Consider the following 19,215-nt stretch of genomic DNA (forward strand, 5'->3'; position numbering starts at 1 on the left):
GAACGTCTATCTGGGACGCCTGGTTGCCCCTGCATTGGCGTCCATCTATAGTTCGCGGATCACAACAATCATGGCCGTGGTGACGCGGCCGGGTTGTCGAAGCGCTTCGACGATCCGTCGTTCAGGCCCGTCAGCCGGGTGTCGAGCCTGGTCACGCCGGTCTCGGCGCCCATCGGGCGTCTGTCGAACGACATGAGGAGAACCGCATGCGGACATGGCGCCTTCGGCGCGGAATTACCGCGCTCGCGCTCGCCCTGCTAGCCCTACCGGCCGTTCCCGGCACCGCCCTCGCCGAGCCCGCCTACCCGTTTCGCGATCCACACCTGCCGGTGGACGCCCGGGTGGACGACCTGCTCGGCCGCCTGACCCAGGACGAGAAGATCTCCTGGTTGCACCAGTACCAGCCGGCCATCCCCCGGTTGGGCATCGGCCTGTTCAAGACCGGCACCGAGGCGCTGCACGGGGTGGCCTGGTCCACCGACATCGACAACAACGGCGCGGTGGTCAAGGCTCGCGGCACCGTCTTCCCACAGCCGGTGGGCATGGCGAGCACCTGGAACCCCGACCTGATCCGGCAGGTCGGTTCGGCCGTCGGCGACGAGGCGCGCGGTTACCACGCGCAGAACCCCCGGGTCTGGGGTCTCAACCTCTGGGCGCCGGTGGTCAACCTGCTGCGCGATCCCCGGTGGGGTCGCAACGAGGAGGGCTACTCCGAGGATCCGCTGCTCACCGCGGCGATCTCCACGGCGTACGGCTCGGGGATGACCGGCGGTGACCCGAACCACCTGAAGAGCGCGCCGACGCTCAAGCACTACCTGGCCTACAACAACGAGGTTCGACGCGACGTGACCTCCTCGAACGTGCCGCCTCGGGTGCTCAACGAGTACGACCGCGCCGCCTTCAAACCGGCCATCGCCGCCGACGCGGCGACCGGGATGATGGCCGCGTACAACCTGGTCAACGGCCGTCCGGCCACGGTGGACCCGGACCTGGCCACGGTGGTACGCGGCTGGACCGACCAGCCGCTGATGAACGTCACGGACGCCTGGGCCCCGAACAATCTCGTCGCCTCTCAGGGGTACTACGCCACCCAGGCCGAGGGGAACGCCGCGATCATCAAGGCCGGCCTCAACAGCTTCATCACCGACGACACCAACGCGCAGCCGACCATCACCGCGATCAAGCAGGCGCTGGCGACCGGCCTGCTCACCGAGCGGGACATCGACGCCCGGATTCGCGAGATCCTGAACGTCCGGTTCCGGCTGGGTGAGTTCGACCCGGGCGGCGGCCGGTACGGCGGCATCACCCCGGACGTCATCAACAGCCCCGAACACCAGCGCCTCGCCCGGCAGGCCGCCGGCGAGGCCATGGTGCTGCTGAAGAACGAACGGCAGGCGCTGCCACTGGACCCGGCCCGGACCCGCAAGGTGGCCGTGCTCGGCCCGCTTGCCGACACCCTCTACTCGGACTGGTACGGCGGCGACCTGCCGTACCGGGTGACGGCGCTCGGCGGCATCCGCGAACGGTTGGGCAGCTCGGCCAGTGTGAGCGGGCTCGACGGGGCGGACCGGATCGCCCTGAAGGACGTGTCGACCGGCCGGTACGTCTCGGCCACCGGCACCACCGACGCCGACCCGGTCCTCGGGACCGGCGTCACCCCGGCGCTCGTCGCCCAGTTCGACGTGGTCGACTGGGGACAGGACGTGGTGACGCTGCGCAACGCGGCCAACGGCCGCTACCTGGGCTACAACTGGGGGCCGTTCCTCACCCGTGACGAACAGCCCAACGGCTGGTACGTCCAGCAGCAGTTCAAGCTGGAGCCGCAGGCCGACGGCACGGTGGTGCTGCGCTACGTCGGCTACGAGACCAAGGAGAGCTGGTTCGGCGTCGACACGTACGTGACGGTCGGCGACGACGGCGCGCTGAAGCTCGGCGCATCGACCCCGGCCGCCGCCACCCACTTCAGTCGCGAGGTGATCAGCAGCGGAATCGACCGGGCGGTGGCGGCGGCGAAGACGGCCGACACCGCCGTGCTGGTGGTCGGCAGCAACCCGTTCATCAATGGCCGCGAGGCGCACGACCGGACCTCCACGGCGTTGAGCGCCGGCCAGGAGGCGCTGGTCAAGGCTGTCACCAGGGCCAACCCGCGAACCGTGCTCGTGCTCCAGACCAGCTACCCGGTCACCTTCGGATGGGCGCAGGAGCACGTACCGGCCATCGTCTGGACCACCCACGCGGGTGCGGAGACCGGTCACGCCGTCGCCGACGTCCTGTTCGGCGACCGCAACCCGTCCGGTCGGCTCACTCAGACCTGGTACCGCTCGGACTCGCAACTACCGCCGGACCTGCTGGAGTACGACATCATCTCGTCCGGGCAGACCTACCTGTACAGCACCGCGAAGCCGCTCTATCCGTTCGGCCACGGTCTGTCGTACACCCGTTTCCGGTACGGCCAGCTGCGCACCGGCGCCCAGTCGGTCGCGGCCGACGGTACCATCGTGGCCAGTGTCGACGTGACAAACGTCGGCAGCCGGGCCGGGGCCGAGGTCGTCCAGCTCTACACCCACCAGCGCACCTCGCGGGACAAGACGCCGATCCGCCAGCTCAAGGCGTTCCAGCAGGTGAAACTCGCGCCGGGGCAGACCCGGACGGTGACTTTGCGCCTGCCTGCCGCCGATTTGGCGCACTGGGACGTCACCCGCAGCCGGTGGGTGGTCGAGTCGTCCGTCTACGACCTGATGGTCGGGGCGTCCGCCGGGGACGTCCGAGCCCGCGCTGCGGTCCGGGTCCGCGGTGAGACGATCCCGGCCCGCGACCTGTCCCGGCCCACCAGGGCCGAGAACTTCGACAGGTACGCGGGGGTGCGGCTCGTCGACGAGACGAAGCCCAGCGGTACGGCGGTCGGTGCCACCGCGGCCGGTCAGTGGATCTCCTTCGACGGTTCCGCGCTGCGTGCCGGCGCACGTACCTTCACTGCGACTGTCGCCAAGGCCGGCGCGGGTGCCGGCACGATCCAGCTCCGGTTGGGCTCGCCCACCGGTCGGCTGCTGGGCACCGCCACCGTGCCCAGCACCGGTGACGAATACCGCTACGTCAGCACCAGCGCCGAGGTGGCTCGGGCCGCCGGCACCCACGACGTGTACCTGGTGTTCGACTCCCCGCTGCGGCTGGCGGACTTCACCCTGAGGTGATCAGAACCCGGGCCGGGGCGGATGTTTGCGCCTCGGCCCGGTCCGATCCGTGGGGATTTGCACATAGGCGGCCCACGATTGACGGTTGCATTCATCACACGTGTGACCTACGCTTCGAGCAAGATTTCGAGGCGATTAACAGAGAGCGCGGCTGGGCGACAATAATCCCCCGCCGGCCCTTAGTGGCGTCGCTGTCTCCGTACTTGGTCGCTCGATAAGTCTGCGGTTGAATGTCGACGGCAAATGAGAGGAAAAGTACGTGAGAACAGTCGTATCCGCTGCTCGAATGTCAGCGTTGGCGGTGGCGGCGCTTGTCGCCGCCACGCTGCCGGCCGTGCTGACAAACCAACTGCCGGCATCGGCCGCGGTCCAGGCGACCTACTATGTCGCTCTCGACGGTAATGACGCCAACCCGGGAACCATTCAATCGCCGTTCAAGACGGTTGAACGCGCACGGGACGTGGTTCGCACGATAAATTCGACAATGAGCGGTGACATCAACGTGTATCTCCGTGGTGGGAGATACCCAGTCACCAGCACTGTCGAGTTCGGTGCCAGCGACTCCGGCAACAACGGGTTCCGGGTCGCCTACGCCGCCTATCCCGGCGAGACGCCGGTCCTCGACGGCGGCGTCCCGGTGACCGGATGGTCGCAGCACAGCGGCAATATCTGGAAGGCGCCACTGGACCGCGCCAACAAACTGCGGGCGCTCTACGTCAATGACAAGCGCGCATTCATGGCGTCGAAGACGATCAGTTCGGCGGGCTGCTACGGGACGTACAACATCACCGCCAACCAGGCCGCGTGGGCTTGGGAGTCGGGGTCGCAGTGTGACGGCGCAAAATACAGCCTGAACGATTTCCCCGCCGTCGCCCGCAACCAGGACGACATCGAGATCGAGACGGGCACGACCTGGACCACGGCCATCGTGGGCGTCCGTCAGGTGACCACAAGTTCCGACGGCGCGAACCGGGTCGCCCTCTTCCAGCAGCCCGGCGCGGCCATCGCCCAGGGTTCGTTCAACGGCAACGCCCAGGTCGGCGGCACGCACAAGCTCATGAACGCCTACGAGTTCCTGGACGCCCCCGGTGAGTTCTACTTCGACAAGGGCAGCCGGACGGTCTACTACTACAAGGCCAGCGCCGAGAACATGTCGACCGCGACGGTCTACGCGCCGAACAACGTCTCCACCGTGCTGCGGGTCGCCGGCACCTCGACGAGCAGCCACGCGCGCAACATCACGTTCTCCGGCCTGACGGTGCAGCACTCCGACTGGAACCTGGTCAACGTCGCCGGCTCGGTCCTCAAGCAGGCGCAGCAGGGCAATCTGAGCGCCAACGTGTACGCAAAGGGCAACTTCCACGTCTACTACTACCGCAACGTCGACGTGGTCCCCGGCATCGTCCAGGTGCAGAACGCCGACGGGATCCTCCTGCAACGCAACCGGGTCCAACACACCGGTGCCGACGGGATCAGCATGGTCAACGACGTGCAGGGCACACAGTTGATCGGCAACCACACCAACGACATCGCCGGGTCCGCGATCCTCGTGGGCCATCCGCAGCACGTCTACATCGGAGACGGCACCTCGACCAACCGGGAGAAGTACTCCGCGCAGGTCGAGGGGCTGCCGAAGAACATCGACATCAAGAACAACTACCTCTACGACAGCGCCGTCCTGTTCAACGGGCATAGCCCCATCTCGGCCTACTTCGCCGACACCCTCGCCATCCAGCACAACCGAATCGAGAAGACCCCGTGGTCCGGCATAACGCTCGGCTGGGGTTGGTGGAACTTCGACGGGTCATCGGGATCGATCGTGCCCAACCGGCCCACCACGACGGCGCGAAACAACACCATCAGCTACAACCACATCATCGACACGGTGCAGCGTCTCAGCGACACCGGTCCCATCTACACGCTGGGCAGCCAGCCCGGCACCACGATCACCAACAACTACTTGCAGGGCGTTCCGTCGGGGCACAAGTATGGCCTGCACCCGGATGAGGGATCGGCGTTCATCACGTTCCGCGACAACGTGCTGAGCATCGACAAGAACGTCACCTGGATGATCAACTCGGACGACTTCGGGCGGAAGCACGACCTGAGCATCACGCAGATCTACGGCCCGATCAACAAGGTCTCGAACAAGAATCTGCCGAACAGCACGGTCGCCGACATCATCGTCTCCTCCGACTATGTCTGGCCGGCGGCGGCCTACGGCATCGCGGCGAACTCCGGCCTTGAGGACGCGTACCGGGACATCATCCCGGCGAGCAACTTCTCCGCGCCGAACTACGTCCTGCCGGCCAGCACGTTCGTCGCCAGTGCGACGGCGTCGATCCCGATCCGCAGCACCGGCGACGCCACCAAGTCGGTCTGGCTGGCGCCGTCCGGCACCACCACCTTCACCGCCGGGGCGACGATGACCAGGGCGGGCGGCACCGCCACGTCGATTGCCGTGCCGACGACTCAGGGCGAGTACCGGCTCTACGTCGTCGACGCGCAGGGCAACCGGTCGGCGGAGTCGACGTCGATCGTCCGGCAGCAGCAGGGCGGTGGCAGCGGTACGGGGGTCGGGCAGCTCGTGGGTGGCCAGTCCGGCCGCTGTGTCGAGGTGCCCAACTCCTCGACCACAAACGGCACCCAGACGCAACTCTGGGACTGCTCCAGCGGCACGAACCAGCGATGGACCCAGACCGCCAGCAAGCAACTGACCGTGTACGGCAACAAGTGCCTGGACGCGTCCGGGAACGGAACGGCCAACGGCACCCAGGTCATCATCTGGGACTGCCACGGCGGCACGAACCAGCAGTGGAACGTCAACAGCAACGGCACCATCACGAACGCCCAGTCCGGGCTCTGCCTCGATGCCAACGGGGCTGCCACCGCCAACGGCACGAAGGTGATCCTCTGGTCCTGCAACGGCGGCGCGAACCAGCGGTGGACGCTGCGTAGCTGACCGATCAGACACCGGGGCCAGGCCGACACGGGCCTGGCCCCGGGCTACTTCTGGTAGCCGTAGTTGTCGCAGGTCCGGCGCCCCTGGACGCAGTTCTTGGTGCGCTTGTTCATGGTGTTGACGTCCCACATCACGAACGCGTCGCCGTGCATCGACGAGGCGCTCTTGCCCTCCTTGTCGGAGGAGAGGTAGAAGCCCGCCGGGGTGCCCTTGGCCGGGTACTGGATGTCGAAGGTGATCGCCGGGATCCGGACCGGGTGGCTGGTCGGGCAGCCGTTACCGCCGCCGTACGCCACATGGTCCTTGTGGTTGGGGCTGTCCAGGTGCTTGCCGTCCCAGCAGTCGGGGAACTGCATCATGAAGTGCAGCGTCGCGTCGCCACCGCAGATGGGCCAGTTGCCATTGGTGCTGCGGGCGATGCCGTCGAGGTCGCCGGGGCCGTAGAAGGCGCAGTAGAACTGACCGGTCGCGCCGCGCGGCGTCGGCTTCTTCTTCTTGGCGTCGCCGGAGATCATGCGCAGGCCGTTGGGCATCGGCATCTGGCCGGTCGAGTTCTTCGCGAGCGAGCGGTAGTAGACCCGGAAACCAGTGGTCTCGACCGGCTTCCCGGTCGCGTTGTCGTAGAGCGTGGGCACCCAGTAGGCCGAGTGGTCCTGAACCGGCTTGCAGGAGGTGGCCGTGAACTTGGTCAGGTCCCCGGCGACGGTGTTCGCGTCGACTGCCTTGTTGCCGACGAACGAGTGCATGTGTGAGGCGCCCGGGAGGCCGGGGGCGACGATCGGATCGTCCGGCAGTCGGTGGCTGTACTGGCAGTCCGCCCGGAACTCCGGGAGGTTGCCCACGCTGGACGGGGCGGGGTCGATCTTCAGCGCCTGGTACGCGTCGGCCTGCGCCTTCCAGGCCGCCCGGTCGACGGGAATCCAGCCGGTCACGGGGATCTTCGTCGTGGCAGCGGTCGACGGTGTCGTTCGCGTCGACGGCTTCGTGGACGTCGACGGCGTCGCGGAGGCCGACGGGGCCGCGCCGGGTGACTCAGCCTGCGCTGCCGACGGCGACGGGTATTCGAGGGCGTTGGCTGCGTTCGACGGCGCCGGCTCGTCGCTGGCGGTGGCCAGGTACACGCCCGCGGCGGCGACGACGAGCACGACGGCCACGCTCGCGGCCATGCCCAGCCTGTTACCGGCAAATCGACCCGCGAGACCAGGACGGAACGGCGACGGGTTCGGGTCCGGATCGTGGAACGAGGCGTACGACATGGGTCACTCTCCACCAGCAGACAGGCCGACCCGGAGGGCCACGGCCGCCGAATGTTAGGCGCTACCTGCCGGCGACTCCAAGGGTCTTAAACCATCTTTAAGGTACGGAGACCCGTTGACGTCCTGGCCAGGCCCCGCAACGGTTCTCGCACTGTCCACTATGGACGTGGGAGCGCGACCATAGTCATGACCCTGAGCATGTGGATGTTACGAAACGTTTTTTCCCTAGCGTGATATCTATCGCTCCTTTTCTTCATCGCAGACCTCCGGCATCGGCGACTAGCGTGTCGACGGTTTGATGATCAACGTGAGCGGCCGGGCACCCTCGGCCAGGCTCGCGGGTACCCGGGTAATCACCCGAAGGAGGTTCCATGGCACGCACCCGCATGGTTGGGGCGCTCGCCGCCGTCCTCGTCCTACCGGCTCTCACCGTCGTAGCCGCCACGTCACCGGCGTCGGCAGAGGTTGCCACGCCGAAGGTTGCGGCCCCGAGCGACATGCGTGAGCTCACCCGCAAGGACTTCACCCTGGACGGTCGGCCGGTCGAGACCCCTGCGCGGTACCAGCCGCGCACGGGCGCGCGGACGCAGGCCCAGGCGGTCCAGACGCCGGCGGTCGGTACGGTCCGCCAGTGGCTCGGAAGTGACGACGCCCACGGCACGTTGTACCGCAAGGACTACACGCTGCGGGCCGTCGGTGAGCACATCGAGGTCTGGGTCGCCAACGACCTGGCGTTCCCGGCCGGTGACTGCCGTGCTCAGGTGCCCACCTCGACGCAGATCACCGACGCGCAGGTGAATTACCTCGTCGACGAGTTCGACAACAACATGTACCCGAAGGAGACCAAGGCCTTCAGCACCCCGCCGGACCGGGACGGCACCCACGCCAGGATCAAGCCGGACGCCAACGGAAACGGCGGGGTCTACACCGGCGCCGGGAACAAGACCGTCACGCTCGTCGACAACGTGCGCGACGACAACTACTACAGCTTCCCGGCTGCGCCGACCTACGTCGCCGGCTTCTTCTCCGCGGACATCAACGAGCAGGTCGACCGTAATGTGATGACCATCGACGCGTTCGACTGGTTGCACCGCATGACGGCGAACCCGCTGGACGAGCCGACCAACGACCTGTGCACCAGCCGCGCCGCCCGGCCGTACAGCTACGAGGGCATCTTCGCGCACGAGTGGCAGCACCTGTTGCAGTACTACGCCGACCCGCACGAGACGAACTGGATCAACGAGGGTCTGTCCGACTTCGCCATGTCTCTCACCGGTTACAGCGACTCGAAGGCCACGGTCTTCGACCGGGGGGCAGAGAGCCACCTCTACTGCTACCAGGGTTTCGGCATCGTACAGACGCCGTACAACGCGAACCCGCGCGACTGCGGTGGGCCGGAGAACTCCCTGACCCTGTGGGGTGAGAGCCCCAACCCGAACGCGGTGCTCGCCGACTACGGCAACGCGTACTCGTTCATGCTGTTCCTGTACGACCGCTACGGCATGGACTTCATGTCCCGGCTGCACCGCGACGGTGCGCGACAGGGCCTCGCGAGCCTCGACGCCCAGTTGGAGTCCGTCAAGGTCCACGACGTCTACCAGGTCATCCACGACTACCAGTCGATGACGCTGCTGGACAAGGTCGTCGGCGACGCGCGGCTCGGGATCACCCTCGGTGTCTCCAAGAGCCGGGTCACCACGCCGAGCCTGCGCTCGACCGTCAACCTGGCCAGCGCTGCGGCCAATGGCACCCCGGGTGCCGCGCCGAACGGTGCCGACTACGTGCAGCTGGGTGCGGGTAAGGGCAAGCTGTTCAGCGGCCGTGACCTGAAGTCGGTGAAGTTCCAGGGCGCGAAGACCCTGCCCGCGCTCCCGCTGACGTGGACGACCACCACTCAGGACGCGGACCGCCCGGGCAACGCCGTTCTCTTCTCCGGCAACGCCAGCAACCTGGACTCGACCGCGGTCACCTCGGTGGCCGTGCCCACCACCGACCCGACGCTGCGGTTCACCGCGAAGTACGGCGCCGAGTTCGGCTACGACTACGGCTACGTGACCGTGTCGACCGACGGTGGCACCACGTACACCGCGATCCCCGGCGACCACACCGTCGACGGGCCGTTCGGCCCGGCGCTGAACGGTACGACCGAGGGCTTCGAGGCGCGTTCGTACGACCTGTCGGCGTACGCCGGCAAGACCGTGCTGCTCGGCTTCCGTTACGTCAGCGATGGCGGCGTCAATGAGGGCGGCCTGCTGCTCGACGACATCACCGTCGGTGGCAAGACGGTCAGTGACGGCGCCAGCCTGGCACCGTTCGACTCGCCCACGGAGATCCGGCCGACCGCGGTCAAGAACTGGAACCTGCGGCTCGTCGGCATCGACGAGAAGCACTCGATCGCCTGGCAGTTCGAGTCCAACGGCAAGTCCGACGTCACGATCGGCAAGTTGGAGCTGGCCGTGCTGGACGCGTTCCCGAAGGTCGTGGCCATCGTGGCGTACGACGACCCGACCGAGCAGGTGACGCAGTACGCGCCGTACAAGCTCACCGTGAACGGCGTGGTGCAGCCGGGCGGTAGCAGCTCCCTGAGCTGACCCGACCCCTGAGGCGGGGGCGCTCGCCGTCGTATTCGACAGCGAGCGCCCCCGCTTCGTCATTGGGCGTGCAGCGCACTGCGGTGCCTTAGCGGACATCCCTTGGGCTGCTGTCCCCTGTTCTGCCTAACGCCCAGAAGCCCGATCCTCGGGTCTCCGGGCGACCTGTTACGAGAGGAACACGTGAAACACGCACCTGCACCAGGGCCGCTCTCCCCGAGTGGAGAGACCCACCGCTACCGGCGAGCACGGCTGGCTATGGGCGCCGCAGCCGCGGCGGTCCTGTGCCTCAGTCTCTCGCCGACGGTCGGCCACGCCGCGCCGAATGCCGCAGGGTCTGCTCCCGCCCCGGCGAAGGGCAACGGCCAGCGGCTCAAGCCGTATGACGTTCGCACCGGCAGCGGCAGCTCTGCCGCCATCGACGCGCGGCGCGCGTCAACGACGGCCAACACGTCTGCCGCGGTGGTCAGCCTCCGGTCCGAGCTGGGCATCCAGGGGATCGTCGACATCGACCCGTTCACCAGCACGCCGCGTCAGGTGGCCCGCCTGGACGGCTTTCTCACCGGGCCAAGCCACCGGCCACCGCTCACCGTCGCGCTCAGCTACATCAAGGCGCATCAGGGCGTGTTCATGCTCGACGCCGACGAGGTCGACGCCCTGCGGCTGCGCAAGGACTACGTAGACATCGCCGGCACGCATCACCTGAGCCTCCAGCAGACGGTGGACGGAGTCCCGCTCTTCGGTGGTGGCCTCAAGGCCGATGTCACCAAGGACGGCCGGCTGATTCAGGTCAACGGGTCGCCGGTGGCGACCCTGTCGGCGACCACCGGGCTCGCCAAGGTGACGGCAGCCCAGGCCCGCGACGCGGCGCTACGCGATGTGGCCGGTTCGACCGCAGCCAAGGTGACCGCCCAGCGCGCCGACGCCGCGCAGCTCACCGAGTTCAGCTCGGGCGATCAGGCCCAGCGGGTGGTCTTCCAGGCCCCTGGCGGCCTGCGCGTGGCTTGGCAGACCGTGCTGCGCAAGGAGGGCTACCTGCACGTCATCGACGCGCAGAGCGGCCGGGTTCTCTTCCGGTCCGACCTGGTCGCCAACGACCGCGGCGACGCGTGGACCCTGAGTCCTGGGGCGCCGGGCGCGGCGGGCCACCAGCGGAGCAAGTCGTTTGGCCAGTGGCTGCCGAAGGGCTCGTCGACCCTCTCCGGGGCGAACGCGCATGTCTTCCTCGACCTGAACGACAACGACGTCGCCGACCAGGGTGAAGAGGTCGGCCCCAGCTCGCCGGGGCGCTTCGAGTACCCGTTCAAGGACTTCACGAGCCAGGTGGGCGCGCCCTGCTCCGCAGCGGGGCAGTGCTCGTGGGATCCGAAGGTGCCGTACTCCTGGCAGGCCAACGCGAAGCAGAACGCCACCCAGCTCTTCTTCCTCGCCAACAACTTCCACGACCACCTCGCCGAGTCGCCGATCGGCTTCACTTCGGCGGCGGGCAACTTCGAGGTGACCGATGGCGACGCCGTGGAGGTCCAGGGGCTCGACGGGGCGAACACCGCAGGTGGTCTTCCGAACAGCAGGCACGTGAACAACGCGAACATGAGCACGCCGCCGGACGGCATTGCGCCGACCATGCAGATGTATCTGTTCCATGACCCCACCGACAGCACGGACCCGGTCATCGCCGGCAACTCCGGTGACTCGGCAGACGTCGTCTACCACGAGTACACCCACGGTCTCTCGAATCGGCTGGTGGTGGACGCCAGTGGCGTTTCTACCCTGACCGGCCCGCAGGGCGGCGCGATGGGCGAGGCGTGGAGCGACTGGTACGCCCTCGACTACCTCGTCAACGAAGGGTTGACCAAGGACACGGCCGCGCCGGGTCAGCTAGTGGTTGGTGACTACCTCACCGCTGGGCTCGGGATCCGGACCCAGCCGCTGGACTGCCCGGTGGGCGCGAAGGCGTCGATCTGCCCAGGAAACCCCGAGGCCGGCTCAGGTGGCTACACCTATGGTGACTTCGGCCGAGTGAGTCGCGGTGTCGAAGTCCACTCCGATGGCGAGATCTGGGCTGAGACGCTCTGGGATCTGCGTACGGCACTGGGTCAGTCGCTGAGCGAATCGCTGGTGACCCGGGCGATGGAGTTGGCCCCCACCAATCCGTCGTTCCTCGACATGCGGAACTCGATCCTGCAGGCCGACCTGGTCGTCAACGAGGGCCGCAAGCGGGCCCAGATCTGGAAGGTCTTCGCGGCCCGGGGGATGGGTTGGTTCGCCGGCGCGACGGGCGGTGACGACACCCGGCCGGTCGAGGACTTCTCGATGCCGCCAGGACCGAACGCGCCGCGCGGCACGCTCACCGGGAAGGTGACCCAGGAGAGCACCGGTGCGCCGGTGGCCGGCGCTGTGGTCTCGCTTGCCGGTCACGCTTCTGGCTTTGCCGGCTCCTACACCGCCACCACGGACGCGACCGGAACGTACCGGATCACCGACATCGTCCGGGGCACCTATCCGAAGGTCATCGCCTCATCGCAATCCGGATTCGACCCGGCTTTGGCCACCAAGCTGACCATCGAGCCAGGCCGAAACGTGCAGAACTGGTCCTTGCGCCGTGACTGGGCAGCGCTGAGCGGCGGCGGTGCGGTCGTCGACTTCAACGGGCCCGACTACACCGAGTACACCTGCGGCCCGAGCTCGTTGATCGATCAGTCGCAGGGCAGCGGCTGGGGCAGCGAGGCGGTCTTCGCCAGCCCGACTGGGCCGATGGACCCGAGGTACATCGTGGTGAGCCTCCCCGCGCCGGTTGACGTCAGCGAGATCGCGATCAACCCGTCGGGCACCTGCGGGGACGACGGCAGCGCCTCGGCGGGTGACTACCGGGTGGAGACCTCGCCCGACGGCAACGCCTGGACGGTCGCCTCGACTGGCCACTTCGGAATCGCCAACCGTGATGTGATGAACAGCGTCGCGCTGGCACCGGCCGCCACTCAGGCGGTTCGGTACGTGCGCTACACCATTCTCGGCAACCAGGTCGCCGATGAGGGTGGCACGTGCCCCGGCCCGTACGACGGCTGCCAATTCGTCGACTCGGTCGAGTTGACCGTCTACGGCAGCCCGTCGAACTGACGCCGGTGTGGCGGACGCTGCGAGCGGCGCAGTGAGTTGACGCGCACGTCGGCTGCGGGGCATTCACCGTCGAAACTCGACGGTGAGTGCCCCGCTCCGCATGTCGCCGCTGAGCGGTTGACACGCCCGAAACATGCTGGTCACCGAACTTGAACACTGCTGGCGCATCCCTGCAAGGACGAGGGATTTGCGGCCGGAAAGTGAATTGGACCTCACAGTTCGGGCGCATTGATCTTGCGTGCGTCTGTACTGAAGATGGCCAGGGCCTGGTGTGAACAGGTCATCCACCGTGCACATGCGAGATCGGGCGGCGCCGGCTACCCCGGAGCCGTCGATGCGGGCGCACCCGAGTCGATCGGGTGCCGCCGAATTGGAGGAGAGTTGTCAGAACCATCAACAGGCCGGAGGGTAGGCCGGCGCATCGTCCGGCCGACGGTCGCCATTGCGATGGCCGCCGCCCTCGGCCTTACGGCACAACCGGTGGTCGCCCTCGCTGCCCCGGCGCAAGCTGACGTAGACGCCCAGGTGCGCAAGGATCTGGCCGGCAAGGGCAGCGCCACCTTCATTGTCTACCTGAAGGAGCAGGCGAAGCTGGACGCGGCGTCGAGGTTGCGAGACGCCGACGCCCAGGCCGCCGAGGTGCACCAGCAGCTCATCGGCACCGCCGATCGTACCCAGGCGGGCCTGCGTGGCCTGCTCAGGAACAAGGGTGCGAAGTACACCCCGTTCTGGATCGCGAACGCCGTGCAGGTCGACGGCGACGCGGCCCTGCTCAACACGATCGCCGCCCGTCCCGAGGTGGCCAAGATCGAGTCGGTCCGGAAGTTCCAGGTGGTCAAGCCGACGCCCGGTAAGACCGCCGCCAAGGCCGACGCGGCCACGCCCGAGTGGGGCGTCGCCAGCATCGGTGCGCCGCGGATCTGGGACGAGCTCGGTGACCGGGGCGAGGGCGTCGTCGTCGCCAACATCGACGGCGGCGTCCAGTACGACCACCCGGCCCTGGTCGGCAAGTACCGGGGAAACAACGGCGACGGCACCTTCAACCACGACTACAACTGGGTCGACCCGTCCGGGGTCTGCCAGGGCGGCCTGCCCTGCGACACCTCTGGCCACGGCACCCACACGATGGGCACGATGGTCGGCGACGACGGTGCCGGCAACCAGGTCGGTGTGGCGCCGGGCGCCAAGTGGATCGCCGCGAAGGCGTGCGAGGGCGACTGGTGCTCGAACAGCTCCCTGATGCTCGCCGGTCAGTGGATGCTCGCCCCGACCGACCGTAACGGGCAGAACCCTCGCCCCGACCTGCGCCCGGACATCATCAACAACTCCTGGGGCGGTGGCCAGGGCGACCTCTGGTACAAGCAGGTCGTGGACGCCTGGGACGCGGCCGGCATCTTCGCCGCCTTCGCCGCCGGCAACGAGGGCCCCAACTGCGACACCGTGAGCTCCCCGGGTGACTACCCCGGGTCGTACGCGGTCGGTGGCTACAACTCGGCCAACAAGGTCTACGACCGTTCCAGCCGGGGCACCTCGTCGGCGGACGGCGGGATCAAGCCGAACATCTCCGCCCCCGGCGAGGACGTCCGGTCCACCTGGCCCGGCAGCGGCTACAACACGATCAGCGGCACCTCGATGGCGACTCCGCACGTTGCCGGGACGGTGGCGCTGATGTGGTCCGCCGCGCCGAGCCTGCGCGGTGACCTCGCCGCGACCGAGAAGCTGCTCAACGAGACCGCCACCGACGTCGACGCGACCGAGTGCGGCGGCACCGCTGCTTTCAACAACGTCTTCGGCGAGGGCCGGCTCAACGCGTACCAGGCGGTGCTCAAGTCGCCGCGCGGCGCGGTCGGCCGGGTCAGTGGCCGGGTCACCGACTCGGCCAGCGGTGCGCCTCTGGTCGGGGTCACGATCGCGGCCAGCGGAGCACCGGCGGTGACGACCGGGACCGATGGCGACTACACGCTGGCTCTGACGCCGGGCGAACACACAGTGACCGCCACCGCGTACGGCTACGTGAGCCGGACCGTGACGGTGACGGTGGCCGTGGGCAGCTCGCGCACCGAGAACTTCGCGCTGGCGGCGCAGCCGATGGTGACGGTCTCCGGCAAGGTCGCCGACGGCTCCGGCCATGGTTGGCCGCTCTACGCCAAGATCGATGTCAGTGGACGTCCCGGTGGGCCGGTCTTCACCGACCCGATCACCGGAAACTACTCGTTCAGCGTGCCGGCCAACACCACCCACACCCTGGTCACCACCTCGAACTACGCCGGCTACCGCAAGGTGACCAGCACGGTGCAGGTGGCCGACGTGGCGAAGACGGCCAACATCAAGGTTCCGGTGGACCACGGGTGCACCACCCCGGGCTACGCCGGCAGCTTCTCCGCGCCGCTGGCCGGCACCGAGACCTTCGACGGCACCAGCGTGCCGGCCGGTTGGTCGGTGGTCGACCGCACCTCTTCTCCGGCCTGGGCCTTCAACGATCCGGGCAACCGCGGTAACCACACCGGCGGCAGCGGCAACTTCGCCGTCGCCGAGAGTTCCCTGCAGGGCGACGAGCCGCAGGATTCTGACCTGATCTCGCCGACGTTCAACCTCGCCGGGACCCGCGCGCCGTACCTGCGGTTCAACAGCGATCTGTTGGCCACCAGCCCCGACGACATGGGTGACGTCGATGTCTCCGTCGACGGCGGAACGAGCTGGCAGAACGTCTGGCACGGTGACGACTACCGGCAGGGCCCCAAGCAGGAAGTGGTCCCGCTTGAGATGGCCGCGGGTGCGACGAAGGTCAAGGTGCGCTTCCGTTACCAGGGCTACTACGCCTGGTGGTGGGGAGTGGACAACGTCGAGGTCGTCGACCATGCCTGCACGCCGACCCCGGCCTCCGGGCTGGTCGCGGGCTTCGTCACGGACAAGAACACCGGCGACGGGGTCAACGGGGTCGCCGTCGCCAGCCCGGACGCACCCGCGCAGCAGGCGGTAACCGAGGCGACGCCGGCCGACCCGAACATCGGTGACGGGTTCTACTGGCTACTCTCCACGCTGACCGGGACGCACACGTTCGAGGCGGCCAAGCGTCCGTACCAGACGGCGCTCAAGGATGTCACTGTCGTCGCGGACCGGGTCAACAAGGCGAACATCGCGCTCAAGGTCGGGCGGGTCACCGTCAGCCAGACCGGCATCGAGGTGAACCAGCCGTACGGCAGTACCCGGTCCACGACGGTGACGGTGAAGAACACCGGCAGCGCGCCGGCGACGGTCGAGGTGTTGAAGCGGGCCGGGCAACCCGACGGGCTCACCGCCCGCAAGGGGGCGGCACTCGTCGAGCAGCCGGTCTCCGGCATCACCAGGGCGATGACCGGCGGACCGGTCGGTGCCAGCGGGGCCAAGTCCCCGTCCACCGCGCCGCAGGCGAGCGACTCGGCGTGGCGCCCGATCGCCAACGCCCCGGCGCAGATCACCGACAACGCCGCCGTCAGCGTCGGCGGCAAGGTCTACTCCATCGGGGGCGGTGCGGGCAGCGGAGCGGAGCGATCGCTCTGGCGCTACGACCCGGACACCTCTGGGTGGAGTGCGCTGGCCGAGATGCCCCGGGGGCGGAGCAGGCCCTCGGCGGCGGTGGTGAACGGCAAGATCTATGTGCTCGGTGGCTGGTCCGCGACGGGTTCCGCGATCCCCGCGGTGGACGTCTTCGACCCCAAGCAGGGCACCTGGAGCACGCTGGTCGGCACGATGAACCCGGTGCCCCGGGCTGCGGCCGGTACGGCGGTGGTCGACGGCAAGATCGTCATCGTGGGTGGCTGCGCCGACGGGGACTGCGTCGAGCTGAAGAAGGACGTGGTGCTCTTCGACCCGAGTGCTCGGACGTTCAGCGCGGTGGCCGACTACCCACTGGGCGTGGCGTACGTCGCGTGCGGCGGTATCGGTAGCGGTGTCTACTGCGCCGGTGGGGCTGCCGAGCAGGCCAACCGGAGCACCTACGGCTACGACCCGACGACCAACGTCTGGACGCAGCTTCCGGATCTGCCGATCGATCTCTGGGGCTCGCAGACCGCGGTGGCGAGCAACCTGCTGGTGGTCTCCGGCGGAGTCACCAGCACCCCGCGATCGGTCACCAACCGGACGGTGGCGTACGACCCGGGAGCCCGAGCCTGGCGGGACCTGCCGAACGTGCAGGTCGCCTCCTACCGCGGCGCGATGGCTTGCGGCCTGTACAAGTTCGGTGGCTTCCAGCCCAACGGTCTCACCAGCGAGGCCGAGCACCTGAGTGGATACGGTGGCTGCGACACCGCGGACGCGCCGTGGCTGGAGACGACGCCGGCCACGTTCACGCTGGCGGCCGGGGCGTCCAAGACGATCACGGTCACCGTGAACGCGACCGCCGAGGCGGGCATCGCTCAGCCCGGCGCCTACCGGGGTGAGTTCGGCTTCAAGGCGGACACCCCGTACCCGGTGTCGAACGTCGGTGTCAACGTCGGGGTCACCGCCCCCGCCGACTGGGGCAAGATCCAGGGGACCGTCACCGGCCTGACCTGTGCCGGCCAGCGGCTGCCGCTGGCGGCTAGCGTCCGGCTCAACCTCGCCGGCACCGGCGGAAAGACCGGTTACACCGTGCAGGCTGACGCCCAGGGGCACTACGTCTCCTGGCTGCCGGCCGGGACGTACCAGGCGTTGGTCAGCCGGGACGGGTGGACCGCGTCGGCCAAGCGGCAGACGGTCAGCGCGGGCTTCACGCTGACGTACGACGTCACGCTCGATCCGGCATCGCCGTGTGGTGCTCGGTTGGGCGGGATCTGACCGGTACGGCAGTAGAGAAGGTACGACGAGCGCCCGGCGGGTATTCCCGCCGGGCGCTCGGCCATCGAGGGCGTTACTTGGTGGCGCCGGTCAGGGCGACGATCGCCTGAGCGGTGCGGAAGTACGGGCTGCGGCCGAGGTCACCGACGGTGACGATGTTGAACGCCTCCTTGAGCAGCTTGGCGTCGCCCGCGCTGACGCCGGTGATCGCGTTCACCGGGCAGTCGACAAGCTCGGCGAGGCTCTTCTCCTGGTATGCCTTGACGACCAGCTTGGAGAAATCGGCGGCGACAGTCATGCGCACTCCTTCGAGCCTACGGGCGGGCATCCCGCCCGTACCTGAAATTTCCGGCTGATTAGATCATCAGGTGGCGAAGCGCTCCACAGGGGATTAGCTGACTCCGGCCGGCTGCGAGCTAACCGCGTGGAGTGCCGGAAGTGGCCTCCGGCAGCCGATCCTCAAGGTTGGTGATGATCGCGCGAAGCTGGGCGAGTTGCTCGTGGACCGACGGCTCGTCGAGGTCGGAGTCGGTTGTCGGCCGGGCGGCCTGCGCCGCCGCCGCGCGCTCTTCCTGATGGGCCTCGTCGAGCGCGTTCATGACCACACCCACCAGCAGGTTGGTGAGCAGATAGCAGGCGGCGACCATGTACGAGACGTAGTACAGCACCGCCCACTCGGTGACCTCACGGCCGGCCTGGAGCGTGTCGGTGATGCCGTCCAGCGACAGCAGCAGGAACAGCGTGAGCATCGCCTGCCCGACGGTGCCGAATCGCTCGGGCAGGGCGGCACCGAACATCATCCAGCCGAGCATCGCGTACCCGTACAGCACGAGGACCGTGACCAGAAGAAAACTGCCGAGCCCGGGCAGGCTGCGTCGGATTCCCACGAGGATGATGCGCAGGCTGGGGAAGAGGCGGAACGCGCGGACGATGCGGGCCAGACGCAGCAGGCGCAGCATCGTGACGTTCTCGCGTACGCCGGGCACCAGCGGGGCGATGATGATGAGCAGGTCGAACACATTCCACGGGTCGCGGAAGAAGTTGACCGGGTTGCGCAGGTGCGCGCCGAACCGCACCAGCAACTCGACCACGAAGTAGGCCAGACACGCGTATTCGAGGGCCCGTAGCGGGGCGCCGGCGACGACGACCGACTGGCCGTACGTCTCCAAACCCAGCGCCACCGCGTTAACGAGAATGACGACGAAGCTGACCAGGTTGAACCAGGACGTGCTCACCAACTCCTGGCACACGTCAACCAATCGATGCCTGCGACTGTGTACGGCGCTCGTCATGACTCTCCTCGC

At 68.0% G+C, this 19,215-nt stretch carries 8 protein-coding genes; 5 read left to right on the top strand and 3 right to left on the bottom strand.

Going from position 1 to position 19,215, the window contains the following annotated elements:
* Window positions 1-206: 206 nt before the first annotated feature.
* Together IF46_RS0106290 and IF46_RS0106295 are read left to right on the top strand one after the other, a co-directional pair.
* Complete coding sequence (locus IF46_RS0106290; RefSeq protein ID WP_030487326.1) at window positions 207-3,191, top strand: glycoside hydrolase family 3 protein; 2,985 nt, start codon at window positions 207-209, stop codon at window positions 3,189-3,191.
* 286 nt (window positions 3,192-3,477) lie between these two features.
* Entirely contained in the window at window positions 3,478-6,153 is a 2,676-nt protein-coding gene (locus IF46_RS0106295) for an RICIN domain-containing protein (RefSeq protein WP_232233954.1), read from the top strand.
* Between the two features lie 44 nt (window positions 6,154-6,197).
* Here the strand turns inward: IF46_RS0106295 and IF46_RS0106300 are convergent, their stop codons facing one another.
* Entirely contained in the window at window positions 6,198-7,319 is a 1,122-nt protein-coding gene (locus IF46_RS0106300; protein ID WP_051723722.1) for a DUF1996 domain-containing protein, read from the bottom strand.
* A 461-nt stretch (window positions 7,320-7,780) separates the two neighbouring features.
* On the opposite strand from IF46_RS0106300, the gene IF46_RS0106305 reads away from it, so the two are divergent.
* From IF46_RS0106305 to IF46_RS0106315, 3 genes are all read left to right on the top strand, one after another.
* The gene (locus IF46_RS0106305; RefSeq protein ID WP_030487329.1) at window positions 7,781-10,000 is read left to right on the top strand and encodes a choice-of-anchor J domain-containing protein; all 2,220 of its coding nucleotides are present in this window, start codon (window positions 7,781-7,783) and stop codon (window positions 9,998-10,000) included.
* 258 nt (window positions 10,001-10,258) lie between these two features.
* Entirely contained in the window at window positions 10,259-13,117 is a 2,859-nt protein-coding gene (locus tag IF46_RS0106310) for a M36 family metallopeptidase (protein ID WP_036391244.1), read from the top strand.
* Between the two features lie 447 nt (window positions 13,118-13,564).
* The gene (locus tag IF46_RS0106315) at window positions 13,565-17,911 is read left to right on the top strand and encodes a S8 family serine peptidase (protein WP_157562697.1); all 4,347 of its coding nucleotides are present in this window, start codon (window positions 13,565-13,567) and stop codon (window positions 17,909-17,911) included.
* Between the two features lie 73 nt (window positions 17,912-17,984).
* Here the strand turns inward: IF46_RS0106315 and IF46_RS0106320 are convergent, their stop codons facing one another.
* Together IF46_RS0106320 and IF46_RS0106325 are read right to left on the bottom strand one after the other, a co-directional pair.
* Complete coding sequence (locus tag IF46_RS0106320; protein WP_030487332.1) at window positions 17,985-18,209, bottom strand: hypothetical protein; 225 nt, start codon at window positions 18,207-18,209, stop codon at window positions 17,985-17,987.
* Between the two features lie 118 nt (window positions 18,210-18,327).
* The gene (locus IF46_RS0106325) at window positions 18,328-19,203 is read right to left on the bottom strand and encodes an ion transporter (protein ID WP_051723724.1); all 876 of its coding nucleotides are present in this window, start codon (window positions 19,201-19,203) and stop codon (window positions 18,328-18,330) included.
* Window positions 19,204-19,215: the final 12 nt, after the last annotated feature.

It is taken from the genome of Micromonospora chokoriensis, assembly GCF_000718555.1.
GTDB classification, from domain to species: Bacteria; Actinomycetota; Actinomycetes; order Mycobacteriales; family Micromonosporaceae; genus Micromonospora; species Micromonospora chokoriensis_B.